Annotated in this window: 24 protein-coding genes; 15 read left to right on the top strand and 9 right to left on the bottom strand. The window is 38.0% G+C overall.

All coding sequences use genetic code 11. From position 1 onward, the window contains the following. On the bottom strand, positions 1-272 hold a 272-nt coding region (locus tag Q1A47_RS11110), incomplete at its 3' end, for a hypothetical protein (RefSeq protein WP_299632209.1). 110 nt (positions 273-382) lie between these two features. On the opposite strand from Q1A47_RS11110, the gene argF reads away from it, so the two are divergent. Then, positions 383-1,351 (top strand): ornithine carbamoyltransferase, encoded by a 969-nt coding sequence (gene argF, locus Q1A47_RS11115; protein ID WP_051388417.1) that lies wholly within the window; start codon positions 383-385, stop codon positions 1,349-1,351. Positions 1,352-1,418: 67 nt separating this feature from the next. Here the strand turns inward: argF and thrB are convergent, their stop codons facing one another. From thrB to Q1A47_RS11130, 3 genes are read right to left on the bottom strand one after another with little or no spacing between them, the layout of a single operon-like run. Next, a complete protein-coding gene (gene thrB / locus Q1A47_RS11120; RefSeq protein ID WP_121604418.1) occupies positions 1,419-2,336 on the bottom strand; it encodes a homoserine kinase in 918 nt (305 codons plus the stop codon). Next, positions 2,333-3,394 carry a threonine synthase gene (gene thrC, locus Q1A47_RS11125; protein ID WP_026682447.1) on the bottom strand — a complete coding sequence of 354 codons (1,062 nt, stop codon included), beginning with the start codon at positions 3,392-3,394 and terminating at the stop codon, positions 2,333-2,335. The genes thrB and thrC overlap by 4 nt, the downstream gene beginning before the upstream one ends. Beyond that, positions 3,363-4,691: a homoserine dehydrogenase gene (locus Q1A47_RS11130; protein WP_121604419.1), complete on the bottom strand. Its 1,329-nt coding sequence runs from the start codon at positions 4,689-4,691 to the stop codon at positions 3,363-3,365. The genes thrC and Q1A47_RS11130 overlap by 32 nt, the downstream gene beginning before the upstream one ends. A 261-nt stretch (positions 4,692-4,952) precedes the next feature. Between Q1A47_RS11130 and Q1A47_RS11135 the strand changes: the two genes are divergently transcribed. Then, entirely contained in the window at positions 4,953-5,105 is a 153-nt protein-coding gene (locus Q1A47_RS11135; protein WP_161629284.1) for a hypothetical protein, read from the top strand. Here Q1A47_RS11135 and Q1A47_RS11140 read toward each other — a convergent pair. Beyond that, on the bottom strand, positions 5,082-5,228 hold the full coding sequence (locus Q1A47_RS11140; protein WP_205389487.1) for a hypothetical protein: 147 nt from the start codon (positions 5,226-5,228) through the stop codon (positions 5,082-5,084). The two genes, Q1A47_RS11135 and Q1A47_RS11140, sit on opposite strands and share 24 nt — an antisense overlap. Positions 5,229-5,338: 110 nt before the next feature. Here Q1A47_RS11140 and Q1A47_RS11145 point away from each other — a divergent pair, with 110 nt between their 5' ends. Then, the gene (locus Q1A47_RS11145; protein WP_121604420.1) at positions 5,339-6,388 is read left to right on the top strand and encodes a DUF3900 domain-containing protein; all 1,050 of its coding nucleotides are present in this window, start codon (positions 5,339-5,341) and stop codon (positions 6,386-6,388) included. 69 nt (positions 6,389-6,457) lie between these two features. Here the strand turns inward: Q1A47_RS11145 and Q1A47_RS11150 are convergent, their stop codons facing one another. Then, complete coding sequence (locus Q1A47_RS11150; RefSeq protein WP_026682450.1) at positions 6,458-7,612, bottom strand: MFS transporter; 1,155 nt, start codon at positions 7,610-7,612, stop codon at positions 6,458-6,460. Between the two features lie 391 nt (positions 7,613-8,003). Here Q1A47_RS11150 and Q1A47_RS11155 point away from each other — a divergent pair, with 391 nt between their 5' ends. Next, the gene (locus Q1A47_RS11155) at positions 8,004-8,825 is read left to right on the top strand and encodes a squalene/phytoene synthase family protein (RefSeq protein ID WP_026682451.1); all 822 of its coding nucleotides are present in this window, start codon (positions 8,004-8,006) and stop codon (positions 8,823-8,825) included. Between the two features lie 259 nt (positions 8,826-9,084). Continuing rightward, positions 9,085-10,632: a BCCT family transporter gene (locus Q1A47_RS11160; protein ID WP_026682452.1), complete on the top strand. Its 1,548-nt coding sequence runs from the start codon at positions 9,085-9,087 to the stop codon at positions 10,630-10,632. A 130-nt stretch (positions 10,633-10,762) separates the two neighbouring features. Here Q1A47_RS11160 and Q1A47_RS11165 read toward each other — a convergent pair whose 3' ends face one another. Beyond that, positions 10,763-11,644 carry a LysR family transcriptional regulator gene (locus Q1A47_RS11165; protein ID WP_166530438.1) on the bottom strand — a complete coding sequence of 294 codons (882 nt, stop codon included), beginning with the start codon at positions 11,642-11,644 and terminating at the stop codon, positions 10,763-10,765. A 110-nt stretch (positions 11,645-11,754) separates the two neighbouring features. On the opposite strand from Q1A47_RS11165, the gene Q1A47_RS11170 reads away from it, so the two are divergent. The 6 genes from Q1A47_RS11170 (at position 11,755) to Q1A47_RS11195 (ending at position 18,365) form a co-directional block, all read left to right on the top strand. Continuing rightward, complete coding sequence (locus Q1A47_RS11170; protein WP_166530439.1) at positions 11,755-12,849, top strand: citrate synthase/methylcitrate synthase; 1,095 nt, start codon at positions 11,755-11,757, stop codon at positions 12,847-12,849. A 229-nt stretch (positions 12,850-13,078) separates the two neighbouring features. Further along, on the top strand, positions 13,079-14,665 hold the full coding sequence (locus tag Q1A47_RS11175; protein WP_026682455.1) for an L-lactate permease: 1,587 nt from the start codon (positions 13,079-13,081) through the stop codon (positions 14,663-14,665). A gap of 83 nt (positions 14,666-14,748) precedes the next feature. Continuing rightward, a complete protein-coding gene (locus Q1A47_RS11180; RefSeq protein WP_026682456.1) occupies positions 14,749-15,462 on the top strand; it encodes a FadR/GntR family transcriptional regulator in 714 nt (237 codons plus the stop codon). Positions 15,463-15,505: 43 nt separating this feature from the next. Beyond that, positions 15,506-16,243 (top strand): (Fe-S)-binding protein, encoded by a 738-nt coding sequence (locus tag Q1A47_RS11185; protein WP_026682457.1) that lies wholly within the window; start codon positions 15,506-15,508, stop codon positions 16,241-16,243. Continuing rightward, complete coding sequence (locus tag Q1A47_RS11190; protein ID WP_166530440.1) at positions 16,240-17,664, top strand: LutB/LldF family L-lactate oxidation iron-sulfur protein; 1,425 nt, start codon at positions 16,240-16,242, stop codon at positions 17,662-17,664. The genes Q1A47_RS11185 and Q1A47_RS11190 overlap by 4 nt, the downstream gene beginning before the upstream one ends. Further along, positions 17,664-18,365 carry a lactate utilization protein C gene (locus Q1A47_RS11195; RefSeq protein WP_026682459.1) on the top strand — a complete coding sequence of 234 codons (702 nt, stop codon included), beginning with the start codon at positions 17,664-17,666 and terminating at the stop codon, positions 18,363-18,365. The genes Q1A47_RS11190 and Q1A47_RS11195 overlap by 1 nt, the downstream gene beginning before the upstream one ends. 298 nt (positions 18,366-18,663) lie before the next feature. On the opposite strand, the gene Q1A47_RS11200 is transcribed toward Q1A47_RS11195, so the two are convergent. After that, positions 18,664-19,134, bottom strand: coding sequence for a hypothetical protein (locus Q1A47_RS11200; RefSeq protein WP_026682460.1), 471 nt, complete (start codon positions 19,132-19,134; stop codon positions 18,664-18,666). 239 nt (positions 19,135-19,373) lie between these two features. Then, positions 19,374-19,529 carry a hypothetical protein gene (locus Q1A47_RS11205; protein ID WP_161629285.1) on the bottom strand — a complete coding sequence of 52 codons (156 nt, stop codon included), beginning with the start codon at positions 19,527-19,529 and terminating at the stop codon, positions 19,374-19,376. A gap of 120 nt (positions 19,530-19,649) precedes the next feature. Between Q1A47_RS11205 and Q1A47_RS11210 the strand changes: the two genes are divergently transcribed. The 4 genes from Q1A47_RS11210 to Q1A47_RS11225 all read left to right on the top strand — a co-directional run bounded on the left by Q1A47_RS11210 (position 19,650) and on the right by Q1A47_RS11225 (position 22,855). After that, positions 19,650-21,080 carry an MDR family MFS transporter gene (locus tag Q1A47_RS11210; protein WP_121605845.1) on the top strand — a complete coding sequence of 477 codons (1,431 nt, stop codon included), beginning with the start codon at positions 19,650-19,652 and terminating at the stop codon, positions 21,078-21,080. Between the two features lie 401 nt (positions 21,081-21,481). Continuing rightward, entirely contained in the window at positions 21,482-21,811 is a 330-nt protein-coding gene (locus Q1A47_RS11215) for a PadR family transcriptional regulator (RefSeq protein WP_026682462.1), read from the top strand. After that, positions 21,808-22,206: a permease prefix domain 1-containing protein gene (locus tag Q1A47_RS11220; protein WP_026682463.1), complete on the top strand. Its 399-nt coding sequence runs from the start codon at positions 21,808-21,810 to the stop codon at positions 22,204-22,206. The genes Q1A47_RS11215 and Q1A47_RS11220 overlap by 4 nt, the downstream gene beginning before the upstream one ends. Positions 22,207-22,219: 13 nt before the next feature. Continuing rightward, positions 22,220-22,855 (top strand): hypothetical protein, encoded by a 636-nt coding sequence (locus Q1A47_RS11225; RefSeq protein ID WP_026682464.1) that lies wholly within the window; start codon positions 22,220-22,222, stop codon positions 22,853-22,855. Positions 22,856-23,204 lie beyond the last annotated feature (349 nt).

Here is a 23,204-nt window from a genome sequence, read left to right on the forward strand (position 1 = left end):
GTGGTCAAGCAAGCAGTAGCTATTATTCCATAATAGCTACTAGAGGAAGCGTAAATCTGAGCATTTAGTGATAAGGAATGAGCGAATTTTGCTCCGTTTTTCTTACCTGCATATAACTGGCAGTAAGACTCCGACTTCAAACAATAAAGTGAATCCAATATGGGTAAGTGTGGGATCAACTGCCAGTAAATGTCCGAGGCCTTTAGGTCACACCCTTCTCGTACTAACCATCCGTGGGGATAAACAAAAACCCCAACTGATTGAAGTTTCACTTTATATGGCGTTTGTTTTTTATTTTTGGTCCGAAATAGAAAAACGTATTGTATATTTATTCTTTTTATTGCATAATAATTCATATACGATTTGGAAGGTGGAGATGTAATTGGGAGTGGGAATAAAACGAGCGACAGCAAAGTTTCATGAATTACATGGTCGGAATTTTTTAACATTAGCTGATTATACGGAGGAACAGATTAATAGTTTATTAGATTTAGCAGAGAATCTAAAGTATGAACGTAGGAAAGGAATTCCCCATCATTATCTAGAAGGAAAAATACTTGGCATGATATTTGATAAAGCATCTACGAGAACGAGAGTTTCTTTTGAAGCAGGAATCTATCAATTAGGGGGGAGTGGTATATTTTTAAGTTCCAATGATATCCAGATAGGGAGAGGTGAATCAATTACAGATACAGCTCAAGTGTTGTCATCTTATGTGGACGGTATAATGATTCGAACATATTCACAATCAACAATTGAATTGCTAGCAGAGAAAGCTAGCATCCCTGTTATTAATGGATTAACGGATTTATATCATCCTTGTCAGGTTTTAGCTGATTTCCAAACAATAAAAGAGTTAAAGGGTCAGTTAAATGGTGTTAAAATAGCGTATATTGGTGATGGGAATAATATGGCGCATTCGCTTTTGATTGGTGCGGCAACAATGGGAATGCGCCTCTCAATTGCTTCACCGAAAAATTATCAACCTGATGCTGATGTGGTTATAAATGCAAAGCGAATTGGTTCTGAATCTGGAGCGGTTTTAGAAATTTCCGATTGCCCTGAAGACGCGGTTCAGCAAGCTGATGTAATTTATACAGATGTATGGGCGAGTATGGGCCAGGAAGAAGAACAACAAAAACGAGAAATAGCATTTACAGGCTATCAAGTTAATCGAAGTCTACTTTCGCTTGCCAAATCGGATGTAATATTTATGCATTGTTTGCCAGCTCATCGCGGTGAGGAAGTATCTGCTGATGTAATTGATGGAGTACATTCTGTTGTCTTCCAACAAGCTGAGAATCGTCTGCATGCACAAAAGGCTTTGATGGTTGCACTATTAGGCAAATAGGGTAGTATTTAATAAGCAAAAAAGCATTGAAAATAACAGCAAATCACGAGCAAAAGAAGTTGCAGAATCAATTTTCCGCAACTTCTTCTTTTCCTGATGTTACCTTCATGCCTTGGGTGTCGATATTCACTTGGCAAATGTTATAGGAAGAAAATTGACCCTGTAATTCACCTGCGATGGACTGCCCCTTACCCTTTGGAGCAAATACTAGCATTGTTGGTCCAGCTCCGCTAATCACAGTTCCATAGTTTCCAAGACTTCTCGCTGCCTTTTTGATCTCTGTATATTTTGGAATTAGGGTAGCACGAAATGGCTCATGAAAAAGGTCATTTTCCATCATTTCTCCTGCTAAATGATAATCATGGGAAGTGAGCGCAACAATAAATAGATTACAAATACTACTAGCACTTGCTGCATATTTCCTAGTGAAATGCTCAGGTAGTACGCTTCTTGAGGCTTCCGTTTTTAATTCTGTATCTGGAATAACTGTAATAATATCTATGTTTAGACTGTTCCATTTATAATAGTTAATTTTATCATTTGCAGTTGAGGCTGTTACTACAAGACCTCCTACTAATGAGGCTGCAACATTATCAGGATGCCCTTCTTTTTCTGTAGCTAGCATTAATTTGTCGAGTAGCGATAATTGTAGGCGGCACAGTTGATTAGCAAGCTCGATGCCAGCAATTACTGCAGATGCACTACTTCCAAGACCGCGAGCTAATGGTATAGAGCTATCGATGGTAACTTTGCAAGGTGGCAGTTGCTTTCCATAGTGATGTGCTGTTTCTTTTGCAATCTGATAGATAAAATGCTTATCATAGCTTTCAAAGTCAGGTAATAGAAGTGATTGGTGCTGGATTTCCCAATGACTATGCTTCTCTACAGATAATGTTAAATATAGACCTAGGGATAAACCTAGCGAGTCAAAGCCTGGCCCTATATTTGCAGAACTTGCCGGTACAGAAATGGTAAAGCCATTCATATTTGCACCTTGTTTTCTAAATACTCCATAACTGTTTTTTCATCATTAGGTAGTGAAACAGGGTTAATCGTTAATTGGTCAATTGCAGTTTGTGGATCTTTTAATCCGTTTCCTGTAAGAACTGCAACCACTTTACTCCCCTCTTTAATAACTCCCTTTTTGCATTGTTTAATTAGTCCGGCAATAGATGCACATGACCCTGGCTCAACAAAAACACCTTCACTTGCTGCTAGTTTTTTGAAAGCTGCTACGATTTCATCATCCGTTACGGAGTTTATGATACCTTTTGATTCATCCCTTGCTTCCTCTGCTAGCTTCCAACTAGCCGGGTTCCCAATCCGTATGGCCGTGGCTACAGTTTCAGGATGTGGAATCACTTTGTTTTGAACAATAGCAGCCGCTCCCTCTGCTTCAAAGCCAAACATTTTTGGGAGACCTGACTGTTCTATATCGTTATATTCTTTAAACCCTTTCCAATATGCACTAATATTTCCTGCATTGCCTACTGGTATGGAAAGAATATCAGGAGCAGTTCCAAGTTGGTCGCATACCTCAAAGGCCGCTGTTTTTTGACCTTCTAAGCGATATGGATTAACAGAGTTGACTAATGTAACAGGAGATGACTCGCTTAATTTTCGTACCATTGCTAGTGCTTCATCAAAGTTTCCATCAATTTCCACAATCTCCGCACCGTACATAATCGCTTGTGCTAATTTTCCTAATGCAACTTTTCCTTTAGGAATCACAATAATTGCTTTAATTCCTGCTTTTGCTGCATAAGCAGCTGCAGAAGCTGAGGTATTTCCAGTCGATGCACAGATGATTGACGTACTACCTTCTTCAACCGCTTTTGCTACGGCCATAACCATTCCCCTATCCTTAAAAGAACCGGTCGGATTAACGCCTTCAATTTTGCCATAAAGTTCTATTCCAAGCTCTTTAGACAATGTAGAGAAATGAATTAATGGTGTATTGCCTTCATGTAATGTTAAAGCTGGTGTGTTTTCTGTTATAGGTAGTAACTCCTTATAATTTTTTAGTAGTCCCGGCCAATTCATGTGCTGCATCTCCTTCCACTTTATAATAGCTTTTTATCTGCAGTACCACATCTAAATTGTGCAGTTGATTTAGCGCATCTTGAAAATTATGAAGCGTAGTGTGATGTGTAACAACAATGATCTCAGCCAACTCCCGTTTTTTAATTGGTGTCTGAAGAATCCGCTTAAAGCTAATATTTAGGTCGTTAAATAATGTAGATATCTCAGAAAAAGCACCTACCCGATCCTTGACATGTATTCGTAAATAATACTGTCCAGAACGTTGGTCAGAACTTCGTAAATGTTTTTCAAATCTTGCTTCAAGTGAGTGTTTACCACATACACCGAGGCGCATATTCTTAATTACCGTTACAAGATCAGAAACGACAGCTGTTGCGGTTGGCAGACTTCCCGCTCCTGGCCCATAGAACATTGTTTCACCAACTGCTTCACCATACACATAAACAGCGTTATATTCATTTTTTACATCTGCTAACGGATGTTCTTTTGAAAGTAGTGTCGGCTGAACACTTACTTCTATTTGTTGATCCGAGCATTGAGCATAGCCAATTAATTTCATAGTATAGCCAAATTTTTCACCATATTGAAGGTCAGCCAATTCTAGGTTTTTAATACCAGATACTTCTACATCTTCGAGAGCAATATCTGTAGAAAATGCTAGTCTTCCTAAAATCGCCATTTTTCTAGCCGCATCTAAACCTTCTACATCGGCTGTTGGATCTGCCTCAGCAAATCCAAGTTCTTGTGCCTCCATTAATGCATTTTCGTAGGAAACACCTTCGTTGCTCATTTTTGTTAGAATGTAGTTGGTAGTTCCGTTGACTATTCCCATTACCTTTTGAATTCGATCAGATGATAGTCCGTCGGAAATTCCTCTCAAAATGGGAATACCACCAGCAACACTTGCCTCATAATAGAAATCACATTTGTTTTGTCTTGCTGCTTTTTCTAGTGCTGTGCCATGTAAAGCAACAAGGTCTTTATTTGCCGTAACAACATGTTTTTTTGCAGCAAAAGCTTGTAAAATATGATGATATGTTTCGTCAATTCCACCCATTACTTCTACTATTACATCGATATCCGGGTCATTAATTATGTCATCAGGATTCGTAGTGAGAAACGTTCGATCTATTTCTACATTACGAGCTTTTTCAAGGTTACGAATTAATACGCTTTTTACATTAACCTCACAACCTAGTTGGTGAATAAGCTCTTCCTGATGACTTTCAATAAGTTTTATGACTCCTGAACCGACTACTCCTAATCCTAATAGACCGATAGAAACCGTGTTTCCCACTTCATCACCTCATCGTTTTTGTTTAATAGCTATTTAAACACGAATACTGAACTATAGCAATAGTCAATTTTTTGTACGCATAGAAAAGTTACGTTTTTTCAAGATGTGGTTTTTTCGTCATCATATTCTTTTCTTCAGAGTAGTTTTTTCTAAGTACCCAGCTTTCTTTTAAATAAGTTGGAATTCTGTAACTTCATTAACTTTTGTTACGTCGTGCGAATAAACTGAGTCTAAGGTAGGTCAGTGATGGAGGTGTATGGTATGAGCGATGCAACAGCCGGATTAACGTTTGTTACTTGTTTATTGCTAGGTGCAGGCATTGGAATGTTGTTTGGTCATTTAGAAGCTGGGGGAGCAATTGGTCTTGGTCTTGGTATTGTTTCTATTGCTTTATTTCGAAAAAATAACAAATGATGCTATTTGTCCCACATATAACTGGCAGTAAAACTCCACTTCAAGAAATAAAGGTGGAGGGACTGCCAGTAAATGTCCGATTGGTTCAAGGGCCTTTAGGTCATACCCTTGTGTACTAATCATCCGTGAGGGGTAACAAAACCCCCACGGAATGAAGTTTCATTTTATATTCATTGACGCCTCTCTATTGTCTTTTTATACTTAGGAAGGCAGAGAAAGAGATAGGTGATTAAATGGAGTTTTCAATAAATTATTTATCCTTTTATCTTATTCATGTGGATGGCGAGGATAAGCGATCAAAGCACTTTCAGACATTGGATAAGGATAGATATGATAATAATCCTCTTAAGGATTTTTTAGATGGAGAGTTAACCAGAATTACCAAACGGAAAGTGGAGCGGCATGCGAAATCAGAAAACGCTCCAACAAAGATTGGTAGGTTTATTGTTGAGCCCGGCCATGAATTAACCTCTAATCCAAATTATAACTTATTTCAAAAAGTGAGAAGTTCTGCGTCAACCGAAGATTTTCGAGAGGCGGCTGATCAAATTGCCCAAATGTATATGGATACAAGCGCTGTAAGAGGGGGAGCGTTGTTAATAGCTTCTGCAAAATTGACCAAGTTCTTCGATGACCCGTTTGTTTTCATTATGAAATGTGATTTTGAACCGAAAGTAGCAACTATTACTGATGAGGAAACCCTAGTAGAGAATGTTGAAATGGCAATTACGACGAAAAATATGAAGTCGATTCAATATCCATTTATGCCAGAGGAAGGGATGATGGACGCGGCAGAGATTAAGGTTCATCAAGCATCTCATGCGCGTTATTTTGAGGACTTTCTCCCATTTGTGTCTTATGAAAAATCCATGCCAGAAATCATGAAGACACAAGTAATAGGAATGGTTCAGGAACATATTAAGGAGACATTCCCTGAAGAAAGTGAAGAAAAAGAACAATTTGAAGAAGCTATTGAAGAATGGGCTGTTACTCCAGAACGGGAGATACAGGAACGATTAACAACAGAGCAGGTGGTGGAGGCGTCTGCGCAAATAGTAGAGCAAACACCTGATGCTGAACTGAAGATGAAGCTTGACCATGTTGCAATTAAAGCACACCTTTCTGATTTTGGAGAAACATTGCACTTGGCTAAAGTGAACGGAAAATATATGTTAATGATTGAAGCAGATCAAATTAGTTTTGATAAAGGCTTTTCACCAATTGAATTTCATAAACCAGATGAATTTGAAGTAGTGGTAAATCGAGTCTTAGCTCGAAAGTAGCAAAAAGGGTCCTACATAGGTAAGTATGTTGGGACCCTTTAGGTTAGTCTGGTGAATAATATAAAAGGCTTAGGCATAGCTTCTTTTCTGAGATTTCGTCATTGAGACTAGAATCGTACCAAGTGATAGGATGACGAAGATGCCACCTATTGCTGCATTTTGCTGTACAGATGCTTGTTCGATAACTATTCCGCCAACTAAGGAGCCAAATGCAATACCAAAATGCAATGCAGAGTTATTGAGACTTTGCTGAATATCAGAAGTTTCCGGTGCTGATTCAATAAGGTAGCTTTGTAATGCCGGTGTGATTGCCCAACTCATCATGCCCCAGACTATCATGACAACTAAAAATACAGCGAAGATGGAGGTTGTAAAGGGAATAGTTAACAGGGATAAAGCAAATATAACAAGTGTTGATATAATGGTTTTTTTCGAACCAAATTGATCTGAGAATGCACCACCAATACCTCCACCGCTTACAGCGGCGATTCCAAAAATAAGATAAATGATGCTTAGCCAGTTGCCACCCAAATGCATGGTGTCTTTTACAAATGGTGTTAGGTAAGCGTATAAGATCGTATGCCCTGCCATATATAAAAAGGTAGTGGCGTGACCAAGTAAGATTTTACTCTCTTTGAGCGAATGAATTTGTTTTTTCAGTGACACTTGTGGTTTGGGCTCCACTTTTTCCATGAAATAATAAACGCCGATCATAGACAGTAGTGATAGTAAAACAATGAAGACAAAAGGAGCTCTCCAACCGAACATATTTCCAAGGACAAGCCCGATCGGCACACCTAATACTAATGAACCACTAACACCCATAGAGACAATCCCGATGGCTCGACCACGGTACTTATCATCGCCAATGTTTGCAGCAATGGTTAAGCACAATATAATAAGTAGCGACCCACTTGCTGCTGAAATAATCCTACCAATAAAGAGCATACTATAAATAGGGCTAAAAACGGCTATTAAATTTCCTATTAAAAATATAAGTAATGCAATTAATGTTAATTGTTTTCGTTCTATTTTAGCTGTGGCAATAAGCAGTATTGGAGCGGAAATGGCAAAAACTAGAGAAAATATTGTAATTAAAAGTCCAGCCTTTCCTAGACTTACGTTTAAATCGTTAGCTACGAGGTCTAATATACCACCAATAATTAATTCAACCATTCCCACAACGAAAGAAATAATAGTTAATAAATATACGCGTTTGTCCATTCTATGACGCCTTTCTAATTTGAAGATACGAAGTCATGCTTAAACGTTTTCCTATACAATAGTAATCCCAATTTCTTCAATTGACAAGGAATACATGGTTACAAGATTGGGGTGTATTTTGCGAATTTTTGTTACCTAAGTACGACAAAAGAAATAATCCTATTTTTTTGATATACTTTAGTTATCCCAACTATAACTGGCAGTAAGCCCCCACTTTAAGCTAAAGTGAAACTAATATTGGTAAGTGGGAGATCGATTGCCAGTAAATGTCCGATTAATTCAAGGGCCTTTAGGTCATACCCTTGTGGTATTAACCATCAGTGGGATAATAAAACCCTTACTGATTGAAGTTTCACTTTATTACCTCATAGACTTGAAGGAGGAACCATTGTTGCGTAAAGAAGGAAATTTACAAAAGGATGCCATGCGTGCTCTTAAGGAAACGAGCAGGACCTTTTATATACCAATTACGTTATTAAAACCTGTGTTAAAAAAGACGGTCGGATCTGCATACTTATGCATGAGAGCAGTAGATGAAATAGAAGACCATGAACAATTAGATTCGGAAACAAAACAGTATCTGTTACGAGCTACTGGAAAGTTATTGGCTGCAGATCGATTCGACGAGGAAGCTTATCTTAAGTTACTCGGTCCATATCAATCGGTGCTCCCAGAGGTTACATTACGGCTTGGTGACTGGTTGAAAGTATGCCCAGAAGATATTGTTGCAAAAATAAAAACGTCAACAAGTATTATGTCACTTGGTATGGCAGACTGGACTGAGAAGAATTGGATTATCAAAACAAAAGATGACCTAGATGATTATACGTACTATGTGGCGGGTTTAGTTGGTGTGATGTTATCAGACATATGGTATTGGTACGATCAAACAGAAACGGATCAAGATTTGGCAATTGGCTATGGGAGAGGATTACAGGCGGTAAATATGCTTAGAAATCAAGAGGAAGATGCACAGCGTGGTGTGCAATTTATTCCCGATGGCTGGAGTCGTGCTGATATGTTTACTTATGCAAAGAAAAATCTAGGGCATGCAGAGACGTACATAAAGGATATCAAGACACGTCATATTCTCCTGTTCTGTAAGATTCCTTTAGCATTGGCTAATAAGACATTAAAGGCGCTAGAAAAAGGGCAGGAAAAAATGACTCGCGATGAGGTTGAATCTACGGTTGACGAGATTATGAAGCAATAAACACATTCATATAATTTAATGCATGTACCAAAGAGTCTTGCTATGCAAATTACCTACCAAGTTCATGAATAATTGACAAACTTCATGTGGAAACCTATAATCAACAACTGTGTTTAAAATTGAGCAAGCTGGTGGGTTTTTGTCATGATTATTGCTTCCATATATCGTGCAATAATTATTATCCATCCAACGGTCTTTAATGACAAATGATAAGCAAAATATTACAGGCACTTGCTCCTATAATATTAGGAGGAAAAACGTGGATTCAAAAAAGAACACGAAATTGGATTGGCCGGTATTTATCATTAGTGGAGGATTATTAATTTTATTTATTCTGCTGTCTCTTTGGAATAAAGATGCTGTAGGAAATACAGTAAATACTTTATTTACGTATTCTTCAGATCTATTTGGTGCCTATTGGCAGCTTTTATTATTGGGTAATTTCTTTATTGGTTTAGCACTTGCCTTTTCAAAGTATGGGAAGGTTAAACTAGGTAAACAGGATGAGCCCAAATATAGCTATTTTAAATGGGTAGCTATGATTCTGGTTACATTATTGGCAAGTGGTGGTGTTTTTTGGGCAGCATCAGAACCAATGTATCATTATATGACAACCCCACCTTTATTCGGTGGTGGCGAATTTAATAATATGTATGCGGCCTTTGCACAATCCTTTATGCACTGGGGATTTTTAGCTTGGGCGATTCTAGGTACACTAGCTGTAATCGTTATGATGTATGTACATTACAGCAAAGGTTTTCCGCTAAAGCCACGTGGATTATTATATCCGATTTTTGGAGAACGGATATATCAAAAAAGCCTAATTGGTTCTGCCGCTGATGTTTTTTCTATTTTTGCAACAGTTGCAGGGACATTAGGGCCTTTGGGGTTTTTGGGCTTACAAATTGCCTACGGTCTTAATCACTTATTTGGTATACCGAATACGTTGTCGGTAAGTATCATAGTAATCATTGTTTTAGTGTTTGTTGCAGCTATCTCCGCAGCAACTGGAGTAGATAGAGGAATTCTAACATTAAGCCGCTATAATGTTGGTTTTACCATATTCTTAGCATTAATCGTACTCGTTATTGGACCAACTATGTTTATTATAGATGCTTTTGTTGGAGGAACAGGCTTACATTTACAGAATTTCTTTTCAATGACCATGTTTCGTGGGGATGAGGGCTGGTTGTCCTTTTGGACCATATTCTTCTGGGGCTGGTTTATTGGGTATGCACCAATGCTGATTGTGTTTATTAGTAGAATTTCTCGTGGAAGAACCATTCGTGAATTAATTATCGCTGTTTCTATCGTTGCGCCCATCGTTAATAATTTTTGGTTTTCGATTGTTGGAGGAACAGGTGTTTATTTCGAAAATAAAGTTCCAGGCTCCATTTCAGATGCTTTGAATGAAGGCGGTATGCCTGCAGCGGTTATGGCTATTACAGATCAGTTGCCGTTTGGAATGTATATGGGGGTTGGTTTCCTTATCGTATCCATTATATTTGTAGCAACAACAGCTGATACGATGTCTTATACCGTTGCGGCTACAATAACAGGGAATGATCATCCTAAGCGCTGGCTACGCGTGTTTTGGGCTCTTATATTTGGTGCAACTACAATAGCAATCTTAACGATTGGAGAGGATAGTGTTACTTCTATCCAAAACTCTATTGTTATTACTGCTGTTCCAGTATCACTGCTTTTACTTCCACCTTTATGGAGTGCACCACGAATTGCACGAACGATGGCGCTTGAACAAGGGTTGATTTGGCAGCGGGAGATGCGTAAAAAAGTTGATAAATAATAAAGAAGTCCTTGCTCATCATGGCAAGGGCTTTTTGGTGATGTTTCATCATAATAATGAACGTATATAATATAATGGAGTTTAGATGTAAACCATGCCTAAAAATTATTTCAATGCACAACCATCAAACCTATATATACCTATAATAGGTTAGAAAACGCAAAAACTCTTTTTCTAAAGTATGCTGATATTTTACGATGGCATACGTATTCGCCTTTAGAGATGTGCTTAAATCTGATTGCACTTCAAGTAATCTTCCTTCTAATAATTCTCTTCTTACCGTTGATCTGGGAATAAAAGAGACTCCTAAACCTTCTTCAATAAATCTTTTTGTAATATGAACTTGGGAAACTTTCATCGTTTTTGCTGATGGATGCATATACGTTATTCTTTTTAACAGCTTCTCCCAATACTCTGGGTGATTGTGCGTAAGCAAATGATATTGGTTAAATAGCTCTTCTTCCGTGATTGGAGGAGCAAATTCAGGGTCCATTCCATCATGTGGTGCCACTAAAATAACTTCATCTTCATAGATGATTTCATTTGTTAATTGGGGGTTAAAGCTTTGCATGCATGAAAGCCCAATATCGACCTCCTCGTTTATGACTACTTCCTCAATATCTCTAGACTCTAATATGATAACGGAAATCTCGATATTGCTATGCTTTAATAAATACTGCTTTAGAACATACGGCAAAATCGTATCAGCAATGAGTGGTGAGATCGCCATTCGAAAGGTCGATTTATATCCTTGTGCCATCGAATGTAACTTTTTACCTCCTTCTTGATAAACCTTAAGGAGCTTCCGAGCAGTTTCTAAATAACATCTACCTTCTTCTGTAAGACTTACCCTTTTATTTGTTCGGTTAAATAATAGAATACCAAGCTCTTTTTCCAATTGTTTAATATGAACCGTAACAGACGGCTGCGAAATATACAGGACTTCGGCAGCTTTCCGAAAGTTCTGCTGTTCTGCAACGGTGACAAACGTATTTATCCAAGAAAATTCCATAATTGCCCCCTTTGATTAATAAAATTAATCATTATATTTAAATATAATTAATTTTCTGGATTGATTTTATTTTATACAATAAAAGTAAGAAAAGAAAGGGAGTTGAGAAAATGATTTATCACGGTTTAAAAGGGATTACTTGTATAGAAACAGCTATTAGTCACATTGATGGGCAAAATGGGAAGCTTATTTATAGAGGATATGATGTTAAAGAACTTGTTCAAAAGCAAACATTTGAAGAAACCGCTTATTTGTTATGGTATGGAAGCTTGCCTAACTCACAACAATTACATCAACTTTCCGAGCAATTTAAGTCCAATAGAAAACTACCAACCTATGTAAAAAAAATGATTCACTCCCTTCCAGTCAATATGGACATGATGAGCGTTATCCGAACAACGATTTCCAGCATGGGTAACAATAACATGACTTGGAAGCCTACCATCGATCAAGCGATTACCTTAACAGCACTGATGCCATCAATCATTGGATACAGAAAGAGTGTACTAGAAAACAAGAGCTTTGATGAGAATGCAGCTAAAGAGCTTAACCATGTTGAATATTACCTCTTTATGTTAACTGGAGCTGTTCCTCCAAAAGTGCATGTCGAGGCACTTGAAACTTACATGTTACTTACACTTGAGCATGGTTTAAATGCCTCTACTTTCTCAGCTAGAGTAACCGCATCGACTGAATCTGATATGGTATCTAGCTTAACATCTGCTATTGGAACAATGAAAGGTCCATTACACGGAGGGGCTCCTATGGGAGTGATTTCTTTATTAGATGAAATCGCAGCTAGCCAGAGCGCAATAAAAGTAATTTCTGAAAAAGTGATGAATGGCGAACGACTAATGGGGTTTGGACATCGTGTATATAAGACGAAGGATCCTAGAGCTATTTCCCTGAAAAAAGTTCTATTACAAATGTTAGGAGAAGATCAATGGTTAGACTTAGCTATTGATATCGAAGAAACAGCGATTAGTGTATTAAATAAGTTAAAGCCTGGTCGATCTTTATATACGAACGTCGAATTTTATGCAGCAGCTATTATGAAAGCTATTGATATGCCACCTGCTTTATTTACTCCAACATTTACCGCAAGTCGAGTCGTTGGTTGGACGGCACATATTCTAGAGCAATCAGAAAATAACGTCTTATTCAGACCTCAATCTCGCTATACTGGGGAAACAATCAAACAGTAATACTCTTGGTTACAATAAAAATAATATGAAAGAAGCGGTGGTAGAAGATCATAGGCCTAATTTTTCCCGTTAAATGGGAAAGACTAGGCTTTAAAAGTGCAAAATCGTGTTATCGTGACAAAAAAACATTGAATCCCTATCAAATATTAAGTAAACTAGTAATAAGGTCATCAGATGACCTTATTACTAGTTGTGTAATGTAATCGCTTTATTGGGAGAGAGGGGTTTGATGTATTTACTAGTTGCATTAAGTGCAATCATTGCACCGTTTATTTTTCTTGTTATTTTACGATTTCCAGCTACTAAAGGGATGACATGGAGTGCACTCATCGTTATATTGTTTGCGATTTCTGTATGGGGAATGGAAGGGAAGATTATTATTTCTTCTATCCTTCAGGGGACACATAAAACGCTTACGATCTTATGGATCTTATTTGGTGCATTAGTGTTATTAAATACACTACGAAATACTGGGGCAGTTGATCGGATTAATCAAGGTTTTCAAAACATCTCTGGGGATATGCGCGTGCAGGTTATTATCGTGGCTTTTTTGTTTGGATCTCTTATTGAAGGGGCAGCAGGATTTGGGACTCCAGCGATGGTAACAGGGCCATTGATGATAGCATTAGGATTTCAGCCGTTGGCAGCAGCAACCTTAGCTTTAATTGCAGATAGTTCTGCCGTAGCATTTGGTGCTGTGGGAACTCCTGTAGCTGTGGGGTTAAGTAATATCCCGAACGCGAATTCTACCTTCTTTCAAGAGATAGGAATAAAGATAACAACACTTGATATATTTGCGGGAACCTTTATCCCGTTTATGTTAATCGTGATTATGACTGTATTTTTTGGAAAAGGTAAAGGTTTCAAGGATGCATTTCCTATGTTGCCATGGACATTGCTCATAGGTATAACCTATACAGGATCTGCCTTATTATATGCTGTAACATTTGGGCAGGAATTTGTAGCAATTTTAGCGTCATTGACCGCATTAATAGTAGCTACTTTAACAGCTAAAAAAGGGTGGTTATTGCCGAAAAATAAATGGCAGGATGCGTTACAAGAAGGATTTGAACCTTCTACTAAGAAGTCAGAAATGGGTATAGTTGCTGCATGGTTTCCGTACATCATCGTTGTAGCTTTATTATTACTAACTCGTATCGTACCTTGGCTAACAGAATTTACACGAACGGCGATTGATCTCTCGTGGACGACTATTTTTGGAATAGCGGGAATTGAGTCAAGTTGGGAGTTCTTGTATTCGCCAGGGACAATCCTAGCTATTGCGGCAATGCTATCTGTTATTATTCATCGTAATAAACTTCGAACCTTTATGGATGCTTCCAAGCAATCCTTATCAACGATGAAAACGACAGCAATATCATTAATAACGACGCTTGCGATGGTTCATGTGTTTACAAACTCTGGCTTAAATGTAAATGATTTAGTGAGCATGCCACAATATATAGCAGAATCATTTGCGAGTTCACTTGGGTCTATTTGGTTTTTAGTAGCACCATTTTTAGGTGAACTCGGAGCGTTTATTACTGGTAGTGCAACTGTTTCAACGCTTACATTTTCTCCGATCCAATTCAATGTAGCAAATCAGGTTGGATTAGATGTAAACGCTGTCCTTGCAGCGCAAGTAATTGGAGCTGGAGCTGGTAATATGATCTGTGTTCATAATGTCGTTGCAGCCAGTGCTGTTGTTGGATTATCAGGGAAAGAAGGAGAAATAATACGAAAAACATTGGCACCAGCAATCATCTATGGGTTACTAGTGGGTGCCGCTAGTTTTATCATGCTTCAATTGTTCTAACATTACCTTATATCTAGCTTGGTCAGCTTTTCAAAAGCATAGCTATCCAGTAAAATGGGTTCAAATGATGAGGAGCTGAAAGCATGGAATATAAACGTATAAAAACTAAGAAAATCTACGAGCAAGTAGCTGATTCTTTAATAGATATGATTAAAAGTGGTCAATTAAAGCCAGGTGATAAGCTAGACTCGGTTGAACAACTAGCGAAAAATTTTGATGTGGGGCGGTCAGCGATACGTGAAGCACTAAGCGGTTTGCGGTCAATGGGTCTAGTTGAGATGCATCAAGGTGAGGGGACATATGTAAAAACGTTTGATCCTAAGCGATTTACCTTACCAGTAAGTACTGCATTTTTAATGAAACAAAACGATGTAAAAGAATTGTACCAGGTCCGAAAGATTCTTGAAGTAGGTACAGCAGGTTTTGCTGCTAGCAGTTATCAGGAAGCTAATCTAATCCAAATGCAAAAAGCATTAGATGTGATGAGAAATGCAAAGGGAAATGATGTCTTAGCAGAAAGTGCTGATACTGATTTTCATATAGCTATTGCACAAGCTACACACATGGATCTGTTAATAAACTTAATGGGAAGTGTTTCTGAATTGATGTCCGAGACAATTCGTGAGGCACGTCGTCTTCTGCTTTATTCGGAAGATCGAGCAGATGCATTATTAGCAGAGCATGAACGAATTTATCAAGCAATAAAGAACAGACAGCCTGATAGAGCCAGAGATTATATGTATGATCATTTAGAGAAGGTCGAAAAACTGTTATTTAAAAATCTTGATTTGGATTAAGAATAGCCTCGGTCATAGAGAAAATAGTTAGAGGTGAAAGATAATGAGAGTATCATTATTCATTACTTGTGTAAGTGATATTATCTTTGCTGATGTTGGTAAAAACACGGTAGAAATTCTAGAAAGAGTGGGATGTGAAGTAGATTTCCCTGCCGCCCAGACATGCTGTGGTCAGCCTGCTTATAATAGCGGCTATTTGCAAGAAGCAAAAAAATCAATGAAACAAATGATGCGAGCATTCAAAGATTCGCAGTATGTTGTAGGCCCGTCAGGTTCTTGTGTCGGTATGCTTAAAGAATATCCTGCTATTTTTAAGGGAGATCCAGAATGGGAACAAACAGCCATTGAACTAGCTCACAAGAGCTATGAAATCACTCAATTTTTGGTAGAAGTTTTAGGTGTAACAGACTTGGGTTCAACATTTAAAGGAAAAGTTACCTACCATCCATCTTGCCACATGACGAGGTTATTAGGAGCGAAGGATGCCCCGCAAACACTCTTAAAAAACGTTAAGGGTGTGGAGTTTATTGAACTACCGGTTAAAGAGGACTGTTGTGGCTTTGGTGGGACATTCGCAGTTAAAAACCCTGAAATCTCTGGAGAAATGGTAAAAGAGAAATCGCGGCATGTTTCAGAAACAAAAGCTGAATATCTAGTCGGCGGAGATATGGGTTGTCTAATGAATATTGGTGGAAGAATGCGGCGAGAGGGGAAGGACGTGAAAGTAGTTCATATTACAGAAATTTTAAATACGCATGAGCAAGGGGGAGGAATAGCATGAGTATAAAAATTGGAGATGCTTCGTATAAAGATCGTATTAATAAGGGAATCGAAAATGATTTTATGCGTCAAGCTGTTTCTTCTGCCCAAGGACGTTTTCGATCAGGCCGGTTGTCACAAGCAGAAGAGCTTGGTAATTGGGAAGAATGGAGGCAGCTTGGTTCGGAAATTCGTACACATACGTTAGAAAACATTGATTATTATTTGCAGCAGTTAAGTGACCAAGTGGCTAAACGCGGTGGAAATGTATTTTTTGCAGAAACAGCAGATGAAGCAAATGACTACATTGAAAATGTGGTGAAAAAGAAGAAAGCAAAAAAAGTTGTCAAGTCGAAATCAATGGTTACTGAAGAGATTGGTCTGAATCATAGCTTAGACAAGATAGGGGTAGAGGTAGTTGAGTCAGATTTAGGAGAGTGGATCCTGCAATTAGACGAAGATCCACCATCACATATAGTTACACCTGCATTGCATAAAAATAAAGAACAAATTCGCGAAACCTTTATAAAGAAACGTGGTTATGATAAATCAGATTCACCTGAAGAATTAGCAGCCTTCGCACGTGAACAGCTGCGAAGGGATTTTCTTTCCGCAGATGTAGGAATTACAGGCTGTAATTTTGCGATCGCAGAATCAGGTGCTATCACACTAGTAACTAATGAAGGTAATGCTCGAATGGTAACGGCCCTTCCCGATACACAAATTACGGTAATGGGAATGGAACGAATCGTCCCAACATGGGAAGATATGGAGGTACTAGTTAGTTTACTTACAAGGGCTGCTGTCGGTCAGAAGTTAACTAGTTATGTCACTTCATATACCGGCGCTAGGATTGAGGGTGAAATTGATGGACCAGATGACTATCATTTGGTTATTGTTGATAATGGACGATCGAAAATATTAGGAACCGAGTTTCAATCGGCGTTACACTGTATTCGTTGTGCTGCATGTATTAACGTTTGTCCGGTTTATCGTCATGTTGGTGGACACGCATACAATTCGATTTATCCTGGTCCAATTGGTGCTGTACTAACACCATTACTGGATGGTTATGAAAATCACAAGGAATTGCCATACGCGTCGTCGCTTTGCGCAGCTTGTACAGAGGCCTGTCCAGTCAAGATACCGCTTCATGAGCAGTTAATTCGTCATCGTCAAATTATAGTGGAAAAGGAAAAGAAATCCCCATTAGCGGAAAAAGTCATGATGAAGGGATTTGCCCAATGGGCATCTAATCCAGCGGCATATAAATTAAGTACGAAAATGGCTCGAACAGCATTGCGGCCTTGGACTAAAGATGAAAATATCGAAAATGGCCCTGGACCATTAAAAGGATGGACAAATGTTAGAGATTTTCCAGCGCCCCCCAAACAATCGTTTCGCGCTTGGTGGAGTAATCGTCAGAAAGAAGGTGAGGCATAATGGCAATCCATAATCGAGATAAGTTTTTAAATAATCTAGCTAATAACCTTGGACGTCCTCGCCGAACAGATGAAGTGATAAGACCAACCTATAGCGTTCAACCACAATATGAGGTGTTAAACGGATATTCGACGGAAGACCTTATTCTTGTTTTACAGGAACAATGTAACGTCATTCATACGGATTTTATTCAAACAGAGCGGAATAAATTAGCTAATGTGTTAAAGGAGACAATTAATCGTTATGAAGGGAAATCGATTATAGCTTCAAATGATAAGCGCAACAAAATTTACGGTTTGGACGAGATATATGAACAGTTTAATCAAGAACTAGATGTTCATATATGGGATCATACGATAGGTGAAGAAAATCAAAGAATTGCGGAGCGGGCGGATGTAGGTATCTCTTTTAGTGATATAACATTGGCAGAGTCTGCAACTATAACCTTATTAAATAATAAGAATAATGGGAGATCTATTAGTCTGCTGCCGAAAACATATATTGCTATAATACCGAAAAATACAATTGTGCCAAGGATGACTCAGGCTGCTAAACGGCTTCACGAAGCTACTATACAAGGAGAAGACGTGCCTTCTTGTGTAAGTTTTGTTTCTGGACCTAGTAATAGTGCTGATATTGAGATGAACTTAATTGTGGGTGTTCATGGTCCAATTAAGGCAACCTATATCGTTGTTGATTGATAGTATCCAAATAAACTTCTCTTTAGATGGTCAACTAGATGACTTGCTATTGGGAAGTTTTTTATTTTTAAATTATACACAGGCTAAATAAAGAAGAGCTAATTTATCCACATATAACTGTAGTAAGACCCAATTCCAGTAATAAATAAAAAGTGATATTTGGTAAATGAGGGATCGAATTCCAGTAAATGTCTAGTTTGTTCAAAGGCCTTTAAGTCAGAACCTTGTGTTACTAATAATCAGTGGGGGATAAACTAACCCCCCACACAATTTAAAGTGTCAATTTAGTTATACTGTGTTAAAAGCACTGGAATGATTCAATTCGGTCTAGATCAATACCAAAGTATACCCATCCAAACCCAGTCCATCGGAAGCCAGCTATAGAGTTTCTACCTACAAAAGTTGGATAAAACCAAAAGGAATCTCGTCTTAACCAGATATACGTGTACCGGTATAAGCAGAAGCGAATTCCGCCTGGATCAATTGCAAAGGTCTTTGCCTGTGTTTTTTGTGGCACAAATGATGGGGGCGGTGATGTTGGTGCTTGACCAGGCCCTCCAGGGAACCCGGGCGGTCCAGGAGGTCCTCCGCCAGGCCCCCCAGGGAATCCAGGCAGTCCAGGAGGTCCTCCGCCAGGCCCCCCAGGAAATCCGGGTGGTCCAGGAGGTCCGCCACCAGGAAAAACAGGACCGATTATTTCACTTATATTAGGTAGGTTAAATACTCTTTGGTCATCGTTATATGCGTGTTCATCGTTATAAGGATACATAAAAAATCTCCTCCTCTAAAAAATCTTTCCCTTCACTATATGGGGCAATCGTCTAATTTGCTATTCGTATTTCCCATAATGGGCGGATAGCGATGTAGGTTTATTACACAAATATAAATAAAAATTAATTATTGAATCCTTGCTTATGTCAAAGCTGCATGTTAGTATTATTTTACTTATAGTGAATGTTCTTTGAACACTCATCTAATGAACGGGGGTTTTACTGAAATGATGAATGATCAATTCCGAATTACTTGTTTAACTAAATAACATGCTATTTGTGTGGCATCTATCGGGATTGGTCTACCTGTTTCAATAAAACGATAAAGAAAATGGGGAGGGAATTCTTCTCTCTCTTTTTTGTTGGTAATTTTTGTAATTTTCAGGTTAGCCAAGCCTCTCCTGCTATAGTTGCTAGATAAAGTGCGAGATATTTATTAGAAAGGAGCTTCAAATTGAATAAAAATAACGGTACAAATTATGAATATTTAGCTGATGATCCTAATTTTAAGGTTATGCCGATCATGTTATCGTTAATTATTGGTGCTTTTTTTGCCATCCTAAACGAAACGTTATTAAATATCGCTTTAACCACATTAATGGGGGAATTTCATGTATCTTTACCAACCGTTCAGTGGATGGCTACAGGATTTATGCTTGTTATGGGAATCGTTATTCCTGCCTCAGCTATATTATTACAATGGTTTTCAACACGGCAATTATTTCTAGGAACAATGCTTGTGTTTACGTTGGGAACAACAATATGTGCATTAGCACCAACCTTTCCGATCTTATTAACGGGAAGGCTTATTCAAGCAGCTGGTACAGGTTTATTAATGCCAGTCATTTTCAACGTATTTTTACTTGTGTTTCCTCCACATAGACGTGGAAAGGTGATGGGGCTTGTCGGTCTGGTTATTATGTTTGCGCCAGCAATAGGGCCAACATTGTCAGGGATCATCGTAGAATATCTCGGATGGCGTTTCTTATTTATTTGTGTCATTCCATTTGCTTTATTTTCTGTTGCATTTGCTTATAGATATTTAGTAAATGTATCAGAAGTTACTAAACCAAAAGTTGACGTACGATCACTTGTGTATTCAACAATTGGTTTTGGTTCACTAGTTTATGGATTTAGCTCAGCAGGAAAAGGAGAGGCTGGCTTTTTAAGTCCTAATGTCTACACATTTATTATCCTTGGTGTAATAGGAATCACGTTCTTCTCATTAAGACAATTTAAATTAAAAGATCCAGTCATGGATTTACGTGTTTTTAAATATCCGATGTTTACACATGGAATATTGATGTTTCTAATCATTATGATGACTATGTTTTCGTCAGAAATCATATTACCTGTGTTCATGCAAGGCCCGTTAGCATTATCAGCGGCTACAGCTGGCTTATTACTTTTACCTGGAAGCATTCTGAATGGACTTATGTCACCTGTTATGGGGCATCTATTTGATAAATTCGGTCCAAGATTATTAATGATACCTGCTTCGATTGTATTAAGTGGAACAATGTTTATGATGAGTAGACTTCATGCTGATACAGAACCATGGATGATTATTATTGGGTATATTCTATTGATGCTTACGGTATCAGCTATTATGATGCCTGCTGAAACAAACGGTTTAAATCAACTTCCAAAACGATTATATCCGCATGGTACCTCAGTAATGACGACCTTACAGCCAGTAGCAGGTGCCATCGGTGTTTCTGTCTTCATTAGCATTTTAAATGCAAGACAAAATCATTTTTTAGGTCAATCTAAAAACCCAGATGACCCAGGTACAATTAGTGATGCAATGGTAGCTGGAGTAGAGCTAGTCTATTTCATTGCTTTTGCTATTTCAATTATTGCCGTTATCTTGGCTTTTCTAGTATACCGTGCCGTTCCAAGAGATCAGGATAAACAAGAATTAGAACAGCCTGAAGAGAATTAAATCATTAGCGAGGCTGGGACAAAACACAACTTCTTTACTCAAAATACGAATAATCTGGTTATCAATAGGAGTATCATCGCCGCACCGTGAAAACATACGCGCTTTCCGCAGGCATGGCCTCAGCTAACTTGGTAAAGAAAAACACATTACCACGTGGATCTTCAGACTCGTGCTGTTCCCGCCGGACTCTCGCTTATTTTAGGTACTAAATGAATGATCCTAATCAAAAAAACGAACAATAATTAATTTCAACTAATTATTGTTCGTTTTTTATTGTTTCTTTATTTTTTTATCAGTCTTTTTTTAATGTAGGAGGTTGAAAAATTACTTTGACAGATAGAGTAATTTATCGTATGATTACTCTATCAGATAGAATAGTTGTAAAATAAGGAAGTGTGATAATGATAAGAAGTGATATTATTCGTGGTCACTTGGAATCGATAATTTTACGTTTAGTCTGTGAAGAGGATCGCTATGGCTATGAAATATCGAAAGAGATCAGTTCCAGAACAGATAACAGATTTCAAATAAAGGAAGCTACTTTATATGCAGTTTTTCAGCGACTGGAAAAAAAGGATCTAATTGAGTCCTATTTTGGGAGTGTTTCCCGAGGTGGAAAACGAAAGTATTACCGCATAACGACTCTTGGAAAAGCTTATTTAAAAGAAACTGTTCAAGAATGGAAGGAAACAAAGGAAATTATTGATTTATTTATGGAGGGATTAAATTGAAAGAAATTATTGGATATGTTGAGGAATTATTTAAAAACATTCCTGAAAGTGAACAAAAAAACGCAGTTATGCAAGAAGTAACCCAAAACCTTGAAGAAAAGGTCTGGGATTTGATGGAACAAGGAAAGGCAGAGGAGGATGCGATAAATAAAGCTATTGTTGATTTTGGGGATATTGAAGATTTAAAGCAAGAATTAGGCGCAAAACAACCTGTGAAGAGGAATTTGCCTAAGCTTAATTTATGGTATTCCATATGGAGTAGTCTTCTGATTATTTCCTTGTTCGTATTTATTAACTTTTACTACACACCAGATATCATTTGGTTTGTATATCCAACATTTGTAGTACTTTGGTGGCCGCTAACAATGTACTTTTCTTGGAAGCGTAAAAAGTGAGGAGGAACACAATGTGAAAAAAATTGATTTGGCTTTTTTAGTTACAGGCTCAGTAATGACAATTATTTTTCTATTTATTGTAAATATGTTAACAAGTGTAGAACATATTTGGTTTATGTACCCAGCCGTTGTAATGTTAGTTTTCCCGTTAGGGTTGTATTGCTATAAGCAGAAGAAACAGACGTTATTTGCTATTATTACTAGTACATTACTATTAATTCTTCTCATCATTGAGAACAGAAGCACTCCTACGTATCCATGGGTTTCGTATACAGTTATTCCGTTGGTTTACTGGCCGATTCTTGTGTTCTTAGGGGCTAAAGCCAAGACATTACGAGTTGCAGTTGTTGGTAGTGGCGTTGCTATTCTTTATTATTTTTTACTAAACGTAATAGTCTCTCCGCATACTCCTTGGGTTATATTTCCCGCCTTTGCTGTATTATGGTGGCCGCTATCTGTGTATCATGTGAGAAGAAGTACGTATTTTACTTTTTCACTCCATGCGTCATTACTTCTTTGTTTATTTTTTATAATGGTAAATATTATTTACTCACCAGGTACCATTTGGGCCATTTATCCGATTTTCGCCATTCTTTGGTGGCCATTAAGCCTGTATTTTTTTGTATATAAACGGAATACGGAATCATGAATCAAGCGTGTAAACAGCCGCTGAATGGTGCTTCAATACAGCAACAAATAGTTTAGAACTAGAAAAGAGGATGGATTTCGAATCGAATGATAGTTCTGCTTTTTTTATAAGTTAAGAAAGTATAAAATCAGTGCAATGACTGCGTTAAGCCAAGTAGTTATTTTGAAATGTTTGATGTATATTGGCAATGCTCCGACGAATTACTTCGCTTTCGGCGGGCACGGCCTCAACTAACTTTGCAAAGAAGAACACGTTGCAAAGTGGATTTTCGGCTCGCGCTAATCCCGCAGGAGTCTACGTAATTCGTCTCCGCTATGAGAAGGTGCAACAATTCTTGTCATAAGTAATA

The organism is uncultured Virgibacillus sp. (genome assembly GCF_947495635.1).
Classification (GTDB): domain Bacteria; phylum Bacillota; class Bacilli; order Bacillales; family Amphibacillaceae; genus Virgibacillus; species Virgibacillus salarius.

Bases quoted from the DNA above. Each gene is read 5' to 3' on its own strand.
- thrC (WP_026682447.1), bottom strand. From the start codon at position 3,394: ATGAATTGGCCGGGACTACTAAAAAATTATAAGGAGTTACTACCTATA.
- Q1A47_RS11210 (WP_121605845.1), top strand. From the start codon at position 19,650: ATGCCGATCATGTTATCGTTAATTATTGGTGCTTTTTTTGCCATCCTA.
- Q1A47_RS11215 (WP_026682462.1), top strand. From the start codon at position 21,482: ATGATAAGAAGTGATATTATTCGTGGTCACTTGGAATCGATAATTTTA.
- Q1A47_RS11150 (WP_026682450.1), bottom strand. From the start codon at position 7,612: ATGGACAAACGCGTATATTTATTAACTATTATTTCTTTCGTTGTGGGA.
- Q1A47_RS11195 (WP_026682459.1), top strand. From the start codon at position 17,664: ATGGCAATCCATAATCGAGATAAGTTTTTAAATAATCTAGCTAATAAC.
- Q1A47_RS11175 (WP_026682455.1), top strand. From the start codon at position 13,079: ATGTATTTACTAGTTGCATTAAGTGCAATCATTGCACCGTTTATTTTT.
- Q1A47_RS11170 (WP_166530439.1), top strand. From the start codon at position 11,755: ATGATTTATCACGGTTTAAAAGGGATTACTTGTATAGAAACAGCTATT.
- Q1A47_RS11200 (WP_026682460.1), bottom strand. From the start codon at position 19,134: ATGTATCCTTATAACGATGAACACGCATATAACGATGACCAAAGAGTA.
- Q1A47_RS11165 (WP_166530438.1), bottom strand. From the start codon at position 11,644: ATGGAATTTTCTTGGATAAATACGTTTGTCACCGTTGCAGAACAGCAG.
- Q1A47_RS11190 (WP_166530440.1), top strand. From the start codon at position 16,240: ATGAGTATAAAAATTGGAGATGCTTCGTATAAAGATCGTATTAATAAG.
- Q1A47_RS11140 (WP_205389487.1), bottom strand. From the start codon at position 5,228: ATGATTAGTACACAAGGGTATGACCTAAAGGCCCTTGAACCAATCGGA.
- thrB (WP_121604418.1), bottom strand. From the start codon at position 2,336: ATGAATGGCTTTACCATTTCTGTACCGGCAAGTTCTGCAAATATAGGG.
- Q1A47_RS11180 (WP_026682456.1), top strand. From the start codon at position 14,749: ATGGAATATAAACGTATAAAAACTAAGAAAATCTACGAGCAAGTAGCT.
- Q1A47_RS11135 (WP_161629284.1), top strand. From the start codon at position 4,953: ATGAGCGATGCAACAGCCGGATTAACGTTTGTTACTTGTTTATTGCTA.
- Q1A47_RS11145 (WP_121604420.1), top strand. From the start codon at position 5,339: ATGGAGTTTTCAATAAATTATTTATCCTTTTATCTTATTCATGTGGAT.
- Q1A47_RS11185 (WP_026682457.1), top strand. From the start codon at position 15,506: ATGAGAGTATCATTATTCATTACTTGTGTAAGTGATATTATCTTTGCT.